This window comes from Streptomyces sp. KR55 (assembly GCF_052245645.1).
Lineage (GTDB): Bacteria > Actinomycetota > Actinomycetes > Streptomycetales > Streptomycetaceae > Streptomyces > Streptomyces flavusporus.
This window is the reverse complement of the sequence record NZ_JBQQCE010000409.1, coordinates 1-8,809: the sequence shown is the minus strand read 5'-3', so window position 1 is coordinate 8,809 and position 8,809 is coordinate 1. Positions and strand designations below refer to the sequence as shown.

Below are 8,809 nucleotides of genomic sequence, written 5' to 3'. Positions count from 1 at the left end.
GCCTTGGCCAGCGTCGAATAGAGGATCAGGGCGCTGGGCGCGGCCAGCAGCATGCCCGTGGGCTCACCGTCCCTGCCCCGTACGATCTGGCCGCCCTTGGGATCGGGGCTGTCTTTGGTGTATCCGGCGGCCTTCAGCGCCGCCCGGTTGAGGACCGCCGACTGGTACAGGTGCAAGACGAACACCGGGGTGTCCGGCGCCGCGGCGTTCAGCTCGGCGACAGTAGGCAGCCGCCGCTCGGCGAACTGCTCGGCCGACCATCCCCCCACCACCCGCACCCACTGGCCCTTCGGAGTGCGGGCCGCCTGCTCACGCAGCATCGCCAGGCCCTGGCGCAACGTGGGAACCCCGTCCCAGCGTAGCTCCAGCACGTAGTTGAGCCCTCCCCGGATCACATGCAGATGGGAGTCGTTGAGGCCGGGAACCATCCGCCGGCCGAGGCCGTCGACCACCTTCGTGGCCGGGCCGACATGGACAGCCACGTCCTTGTCGTCACCGACAACCGTGATGACACCATCACGTATGGCGATCGCCTCGGCCCCTGGGCGGCCCGGATCTCCGGTGTGGATCTTCACGTTGCGGACGACGAGATCCGCGGCGTTGTCGGCGGCGCTAGGAACCAACCCACCGACCGGCATCGTGGACACCTTTCGACAACCTCCTGTGAGTGAACAGCGTCGAATTCCAGCTGCATCGACTTCCAACTGCGGCGACAGCGGCGGGCGGGAATGAAGCGGGGCATGCGCGATTACTGCGCCCACGCTGCACCGAACCCAATTCCGGATGGGTTTGCTGTGCGATGCACAGGCCCGGACCCCGGCAGCCCGCAACTGCTTGGCCGCCAAGCTATTTCGAGCCGAATCCTCTGTGTGTCCCGGCAGTGCACTGGATTCGTTCCGACAGTGCACTGCCTGCCTCTCCATGCGCTGTGGGGTCAGCGCTCGTGCGCTGGTGAAAACTTCTGCCGCCTTCGCGGTTTAGCGTGGTGATCGACGACTCTGCAGATCTCTGCATCTGCCCCGGAGCCGCCTCACCTCGCCGGAGAGACCGGCCCTACCTCTTCGACCTGCCGCCCGCCGAGGGCCGCAAGGCCGTCGACAAGGTGCAGTCCGGCGACATCGACAAGCCGGAGACCGACGAGGAGTGGATCACCGTCTCCGGCGGTCCGACCGGCAGCGTCGGGGCCCGCATCGTCAAGCCCGCCGGCGCCGAGGGCACACTGCCGGTGATCCTCTACATCCACGGCGCGGGCTGGGTGTTCGGCAACGCCCACACCCACGACCGCCTGGTACGCGAACTCGCCGTGGGCGCCAACGCCGCCGTGGTCTTCCCCGAGTACGACCTCTCCCCCGAGGTCCGCTACCCGGTCGCCATCGAGCAGAACTACGCCGTCGCCCAGTGGGTCGTCCAGCAAGGCGCGTCCAAGAACCTGGACGCCACCCGCATCGCGGTCGCCGGAGACTCCGTCGGCGGCAACATGACCGCCGCGCTCACGCTCATGGCCAAGGAGCGCAGCGACGTACCGCTGGTCCAGCAGGTGCTCTTCTACCCCGTCACTGACGCCAACTTCGACACCGGCTCCTACCACCAGTTCACCACCGACTACTTCCTGCGCCGCGACGGCATGCAGTGGTTCTGGGACCAGTACACGACCGACGAGTCCGAGCGCGCCCAGATCACCGCCTCGCCGCTGCGGGCCACCACCGAGCAGCTCACCGGGCTGCCGCCGGCCCTGGTCATCACCGGCGAGGCGACGCCCTGCGCGACGAGGGCGAGGCCTACGCCCCATGGCCAGGGCACGGGAGGAGGACGCTGTGGGGCCCCTTCCCGTGCACGCACAGTCATCCCAGCCATGCGGTGCACTCCTACCGTTCGAGGACCACTCGATCACCTGATGAATGGAGGAACCTTGCAGTTCGGGATCTTCAGCGTCGGCGACGTCACACCGGATCCGACCACGGGCCGTACGCCGACCGAGCGCGAGCGCATCAAGGCCATAATCGCCATCGCGCTGAAGGCCGAGGAGGTCGGCCTGGACGTCTTCGCGACCGGTGAGCACCACAACCCGCCGTTCGTGCCCTCGTCGCCGACCACCATGCTCGGCTATATCGCCGCGCGGACCGAGAGGCTGGTCCTCTCCACGGCCACCACCCTCATCACCACCAACGACCCGGTGAAGATCGCTGAGGACTACGCGATGCTCCAGCACCTGACTGACGGGCGCGTCGATCTCATCATGGGGCGCGGCAACACCGGGCCCGTCTACCCGTGGTTCGGACAGGACATACGGGAGGGCATCAACCTCGCCATCGAGAACTACGGCCTACTGCGAAGGCTGTGGCGCGAGCATGTCGTCGACTGGGAGGGCAAGTTCCGCACGCCGCTGCAGGGGTTCACGTCCACGCCCCGGCCGCTGGACGGGGTGCCGCCGTTCGTCTGGCACGGCTCCATCCGCTCCCCGGAGATCGCCGAGCAGGCGGCGTTCTACGGCGACGGGTTCTTCCACAACAACATCTTCTGGCCGCCCGACCACACCAAGCGGATGGTCGAGCTGTACCGGGAGCGGTACGCGCACTACGGGCACGGCACCCCTGAGCAGGCGATCGTCGGGCTCGGCGGCCAGGTGTTCATGCGTAAGAACTCGCAGGATGCGGTGCGCGAGTTCCGGCCGTACTTCGACAACGCGCCGGTGTACGGGCACGGGCCCTCGCTCGAGGACTTCACCGAGCAGACCCCGCTGACCGTCGGTTCCCCACAGCAGGTCATCGAGCGGACGCTGTCCTTCCGCGAGTACGCCGGCGACTACCAGCGCCAGCTGTTCCTGATGGACCACGCGGGTCTGCCGCTCAAGACCGTCCTCGAACAGCTCGACATCCTCGGCGAGGAGGTCGTGCCGGTGCTGCGCGAGGAGTTCGCCAAGGAGCGGCCGGCCGGGGTGCCGGACGCGCCGACCCACCACTCCCTGCTCGCCGCCACGGAATCCGAAGAGGTGTCCGCCGCATGAAACTCGTCGCAGTATCGGCCGGGCTGAGCGTCCCGTCCTCCACACGGCTCCTCGCCGACCGGCTCACTGACGAGGTCCGCGAAAGGCTCGCGGATCAGGACCACAAGGTGGAAGTCGACGTCGTCGAGTTGCGTGCCCTGGCCGTCGCCATTGCCAACAACCTCGTGACCGGTTTTCCGCCGCCGCAGCTGGCCACCACGATCGACACCGTCACGGGCGCCGACGGCCTGATCGCCGTGACGCCGGTGTTCTCCGCGTCGTACAGCGGACTGTTCAAGTCCTTCTTCGACCTGATCGATCCGGACACCCTCACCGGAAAGCCGGTCCTAATCGCGGCGACCGGCGGCACAGCCCGGCACTCGCTCGTCCTGGAACACGCCCTGCGCCCGCTCTTCACCTACCTGCGCACCGTCGCCGTCCCCACCGCGGTCTACGCCGCGTCCGAGGACTGGGGATCCGGCAGCGACGCGCACACGGAGGGCCTGCCCGCACGCATACGGCGGGCAGGCGCGGAGATGGCCTCGCTCCTGGCCGCCAGGGCAACCAACCCAATGCCCAAAGACGACAATACCGACAAGCAGCTCTCCGATCTGCGCTTCGACTGAGCCCAGGTCAAAAGGACCATGCTTTGGCTATGGTCAGGGGCGTCCATGGCGTCAGGAGGATGCAGACCACAGTCAGCGCTCAGCACATGGGTGCGCACGCGCGGGCTCCGCGACGAGCTGTTTCTGAAGCTGTTCGGTACCTCCGCACTCGGTTCGGATGCTCTGACCTCCTTCGTCACGGCCCAGCGCCAGTCCCACTGGCCCCGCCGGCCTGACGCGGCTGCGGCGCTCCCGCGTGAACGACCCCCTGGTCTCCCTGCTCATCGATGCAGCCAGCGCCCATACCAAGGCAGACCTGGAACTGGTCGAGAGTGCCGCCGAGCGCTCGTCCCCCCTCACCGAGCGGGGCGCCTGCGCGCCGGGCCGAGCGGACGTGCACGAACGGCATGAGCAGGGCATGAGAACAGGCTGCGTGAGGAGGGGCCTGAGGGGACATCGGCCCCATCTCGCGCAGATGACGGGGCCTCCGCCCGGCTGTGCCGAAGTGACCCGTCTGCCGGTACCGGGCGGTGCCGCGGGCCCGCGGCCAGGTGCTTCGATGGGTGGCAGGGATCAGGCGATCCCTACCGCGCGGGTGATGATCTGGGTCACGGTGTTGCCTCGGTCGTCGCTCGCTCGGACACGCAGCGTGAGGAAGCGGGCGGTGGTAGGCGCGTGGAGCTTGACGAGCGCACCCTCGGCGGAGCTGCTCAGCACCGCACGCTTCCAGGTCGCGCCGTCGTCGTAGGAGAGCTCCACGCTGTTCGTACGGAGAGCGGCCCCCGGACCACCGGGGAGATGTGACGGGGTGACGAGGAGCTTGGCGTCACGCCGGGCACTTCCGTCGGCGGCGGTGGGAATCCGGTAGTCGAGCTGGACGAGCGGCAGTTGCCGCACCTCGTCGCTGCTTCCCGCGGCGGCCGAGGTGAAGGTCCATTCGGTGCGGGTCCTGGTGGAGTAGGGATAGGTGCCGGTCCGGGCGGTGCTGGTCACCAGACGGTAGGCGGCCTTGGCGGGCCGGAGGTCCGCCTCGATCCAGCCGCCTCCGGTCGTGGCGAGGAGATCACCGCCCCGGTACAGCTCGGTCGTCTGGGAGTTGGGGCCGTAGCCGAAGGTGCCGACGTGGTTCTCGCCGGAGTCGCCCCAGCCGGGTACGTACGCGACGAGCTTGTCACCGGTCCGGTGGGGCAGCTCGATGCTCCCGTTGACCCGGGGCCGCTGGATCGGGCCGAACCACATGACCTCGGTGGTCCTGCCTGCCGGGTACATGAGCCGGTCCGAGTTCTGCGATGTCTCGGGCACCTTGCTGACTTCGTAGACCTCCTCCATCCACTGGAAGGACGTGTCCGAGGTGACGTAGTCGGTGCGATGCGTACCGGTGTTGGAGACCGCGGTCACGCCGTACCGATACGGCAGGTAGGACTGGACGTCGTAGCGGTACTCCTGGACCTCGTGCGTCGGGTCGTTACGGAAGTCGACCTCGACCCGTGCGAGTTGTCCGGCCTTCGGCGCGTAGGTCTGGTCGGCCGGGATCCGGTCGCACCAGCTGTGGACCAGGTCGTAGAGGTACGTCGTGACGGGATGGGAGACCGCCTTCAGTGCGACGCTGCCGCCTTCGCTGCCCTGGATGCGCGCGATCAGCTTCTCGCCCTCCGTCCTGGACAGTCCGGCGACCGTCAGGGAGGTACGGCCGATGGCCTCGCGCAGCCGGCCGTAGCCGTCGTTGACCAGCAGGAGCAGCTTCACACCCGCGTCCTTGGCCGCGGCTATCTGCTCGTCGTCGCCGTTGTAGCGGACGACGACGGCCTTGCCCGCGGCGTCCAGCGAGGCGTAGTCGGCCTTCGTGCCGTAACCGGCGAAGAGGGTCGGCAGGGTGCTGCTGCCTTCGGGCAGCTTGGCGGAGCCGGGCTGCAGCCACAGGTCGTCGAAGGACTGGCCGCCGGAGGCCAGGCTGAGCAGCGGCTGCTGCTTGCGCCAGCGCGCGGTGTAGATCATCGAGCCCTTCGAGACCTTGGCGGTCTGCTGGGCCCAGATGCTGTCGTAGACCGCGCGGACGTTGAGCGAGCTGCCCACGGTCTCGTCGCCGCCGAAGGAACGGTAGTAGTCGGCCCGCCCTTGGAGGTCGGTGGTGCTGGGCCTGGGCGTCGGGGCGGCGGTCTCGTGGAGGGCGGATCCGCCGAGGACGACATCGATGTCGTCGGTGACCTCGATCTGGGGCTGGGTGAGCAGCGCCAAGCCGAGCGAGGACTTGCCGTGGACGCCCTCCACCTCCGCGTAGGACCAAGCCGCGTAGGTGCCCGGCGGGACGATCGTGTCCACCTCGCCGCCGGAGCTGTAGGCGATGGAGTAGGCGTTCGCCCCGGCGCCCTTGCGCAGGAACTCCACCAGACCCTCCACCGGGTGGCCGGCCCGGTCCTGGAGCTTGATACGCAGGTGGTAGGGCTTCTGCTGGGTACTGACGCCGATGAGCGTACGGGTCGCCACCGTGCCGGAGACCGAAGCGGTGATCCGGCCGGTGTAGCGGTGGGCGGCCGGGGCCTCGTCGAGGTGGGTGGTCATGGTCGCGGAGGCGCTGCCGTGGGCGGGGACCGTCAACTGCGTGGTGGAGAGGGTGAACAGACCGGCCGGGGAGCCAGGAGCGTCGACGGCCAGGTCGACGGTGACCGGTTCATCGCCGGTGTTGGTCCACTGCACCGGCTTCTCGACGGTTTCGCCGGGCTCTCCGCCCAGGGAGTGCATTCCCGCGTCGGCCGTGCCGGTGGCGAAGAGGGTGGACCCGGTGGCGGCCGCGGCGTCCACTCTGCCGTTGCCTCCGTCGTCCGCGCTGATCGAGTCGGTCGGCGCGGCGGTGCTCACCAGGGCGTCCTTGAGCTGGGCGCCGGTCCAGTCCGGATGCTCGGCGGCCAGCAGCGTGGCGGCCCCGGCAACGTGCGGCGTGGCCATGGAGGTGCCGCTCAGCGTCATGTAGTAGCCCTCGCCGCCCCCGTAGTAATGGGAGCGGGCTGCCAGGACGTCCACCCCGGGCGCGGTGATCTCGGGCTTGAGGCCGTCGTCGCCGAGGCGCGGGCCCCGGCTGGAGAAGCCGGCGATGGTGTCCTGGGAGTCGACGGCGCCGACGGTCAGTGCGGCACTCGCGGTGCCGGGGGCCCTGACAGTGTGGTCTTCGGGGCCCGAGTTGCCCGCGGCGATGGTGAACAGCGTGCCGGTCTCTGCACTCAACTGGTTCACCGACTGGCTGAGCAGGTCGGTGCCGTCACTGGGGTCTGCCGACCCCAGGCTCATGCTGACCACCCGTGCCTTGACGTCGCGGGCAGCCCATTCCATCCCGGCCAGGATCCAGGAGTCCTGACCGCTGCCACCGTTGCTCAGCACCTTGCCCACGTGCAGGGATGCGCCGGGGGCGACGCCTTTCTCCCTGCCCTCCGAGGCGGCGCCGCTGCCGGCGATCGTGGAGGCGACATGCGTGCCGTGCCCGTGCTGGTCGTCGACCCCCTCGCCCGGGACGAAGCTCTCCGACGAGGCGACCACTCCGGCGAGGTCGGGGTGGCTGAGATCGTACCCGGTGTCCAGGACCGCGACGTCGACACCCTTGCCGGTGTTTCCGTCGGCCCACACCTCCGGGGCACCGATCTGCGCCGTGGACTCGGCGAGTTGGCCGCTGACCTTTCCGTCCAGCCACACCTTGGCGACGCCGCCGGTGAACGAGGTGACGGCGTCGGAGGAACTCGCCGTGGCAGAGGCGGAGCGCTGCTCCGACCCGTTCGGGCCTGTGCCGGTGAGGGAATCCCAGAAGGCTGCCGCCTCCTTGTGGTTCTCGGCGAGCGCGGCCCCGTTGATGCTGGTGAGCGGGCGGATGTCCGTCGCTTCGTCGGGCAGCGACCGGGCCTGCTTCAAGGCGCCTTTCCCGGTGCTGCCCAGGCCCTTCTCGTAGGTGACGATGAGCGGCACGTGCCCCGTGTGCGCGTCGTCGTATCCATCGTTGATGAGCCGGGTGATGTTGAAGAGCCGTCTGTCCAGCACACCGGCCGCCAGATATCTGACGGCCGAGGCGGGATAGACGTAAGTGTCGTCGCCGACGTTGGTGATTCTGGCTTCGGCGGTATCTCCGTCCGGGGCCTGGACAGTGATGGTGGCCGGGTTCTTCCCGGCCTTCTTCACGGCCGGAGTGACGGTGACCTTGTCGCCGGTCACCAGGGTGACGGACACCGGCGCCGGGACACCGGAGGGTGTTGAGGCTGCGGTGTTGCTGGCGGCCTGGGCGGACGGAGTCCCAGCAGCAGCGGACACCGGCTGGGTTGCCGCGAGGACCAGCAGAGCTGCTCCGAGAGCTGGCAGGAGCGGCCTGTTGCCGGGCATGTTGATGGTCAAGAGTCTCCTCAACTCGTAAAAGAACAGGAAGTGTTCGCCCATGCGTCAGTGAACGAAGGACGACGGGGATCCGGGCGGCCACAAGCCAGCCATGCCCCCAGGGGCATGCTGCCGACGGTGCTTGGGCTGTTGTACGAGAGCGCATTTCTCCCCCGCCGGGCCGGCGGCATACCCCCACGGGATGCGCATCACCGTGCTCAATCCGACTCAGGCCGGGGACACGGTCGAGCTCGGCGGTCGACTTCGGCAAGGGCTGGCCCCTGACTGGGGCGAGGTCACCATCGGCCGGGCGGGGCGGCGATCGACGCGGCCAAGCAGGACACCCTCCTTCTCCCCTGCGTACTCGGCGCGTACGCGCGGGACTTCCACACATCGGCGCTGTTTGCCGCGTACGGTGGTCAGTACGAGCGGCAGCGAGACGACCAGGAGCAAGGTGGGGCGGCCGATATTTGCCACGTCAATAGCATGAGCACTGTCGTGTAGGGGATCGTGTGTCGAGCTCCAAGTGGCGCTCCAGCCAGTTGGCCACTTCGTCGACGAGGTGCTGAAGAACACCGCGCCCAGTGTGCAGGCGGGCGACGCCGCCGCAGGACCGCCCATGCCCCACAGTGCGGTGCCTGCGGTCGGGTGGGTGCGGGCTTGGAGCAGCGGGATCAGAAGGTGAGGCTCCAGCTGTCGAGGTAGCCGGGGTCGACGGTGAAGATGCCGGGGGTGTTGTCCGTGACACGGAGTTTCCAGGTGCCGTTGGCGGGGAGTGCCGAGGCGTCGACCGTGTAGGTGGCGTGCAGTTCCGTGCCGGTGTCCCAGATGAAGTCCTTCACGAGCAGCACGGTGCCGTCGTCGCTGACCAGGC

General features: G+C 68.7%; 5 protein-coding genes and 1 pseudogene. 3 read left to right on the top strand and 3 right to left on the bottom strand.

The window, feature by feature from the left end; translation table 11 throughout:
• A partial coding sequence (locus ACTWQJ_RS39615) for an amidohydrolase family protein (protein ID WP_443311278.1) occupies window positions 1–647 on the bottom strand: 647 nt, incomplete at its 3' end.
• Between the two features lie 335 nt (window positions 648–982).
• Here ACTWQJ_RS39615 and ACTWQJ_RS39610 point away from each other — a divergent pair.
• The 3 genes and pseudogenes from ACTWQJ_RS39610 to ACTWQJ_RS39600 all read left to right on the top strand — a co-directional run.
• Window positions 983–1,759, top strand: a pseudogene (locus ACTWQJ_RS39610) (alpha/beta hydrolase); the annotation flags it as partial.
• A gap of 150 nt (window positions 1,760–1,909) precedes the next feature.
• Complete coding sequence (locus ACTWQJ_RS39605; protein WP_443311279.1) at window positions 1,910–3,004, top strand: LLM class flavin-dependent oxidoreductase; 1,095 nt, start codon at window positions 1,910–1,912, stop codon at window positions 3,002–3,004.
• Entirely contained in the window at window positions 3,001–3,609 is a 609-nt protein-coding gene (locus ACTWQJ_RS39600) for an FMN reductase (protein WP_443311277.1), read from the top strand. The genes ACTWQJ_RS39605 and ACTWQJ_RS39600 overlap by 4 nt, the downstream gene beginning before the upstream one ends.
• 552 nt (window positions 3,610–4,161) lie before the next feature.
• Here ACTWQJ_RS39600 and ACTWQJ_RS39595 read toward each other — a convergent pair.
• Entirely contained in the window at window positions 4,162–7,956 is a 3,795-nt protein-coding gene (locus ACTWQJ_RS39595) for a S8 family peptidase (RefSeq protein ID WP_443311276.1), read from the bottom strand.
• 653 nt (window positions 7,957–8,609) lie between these two features.
• Window positions 8,610–8,809 (bottom strand): proprotein convertase P-domain-containing protein (locus tag ACTWQJ_RS39590; protein ID WP_443311275.1); only part of this gene is annotated, 200 nt, incomplete at its 5' end.

Bases quoted from the DNA above. Each gene is read 5' to 3' on its own strand.
- ACTWQJ_RS39600 (WP_443311277.1), top strand. From the start codon at position 3,001: ATGAAACTCGTCGCAGTATCGGCCGGGCTGAGCGTCCCGTCCTCCACA.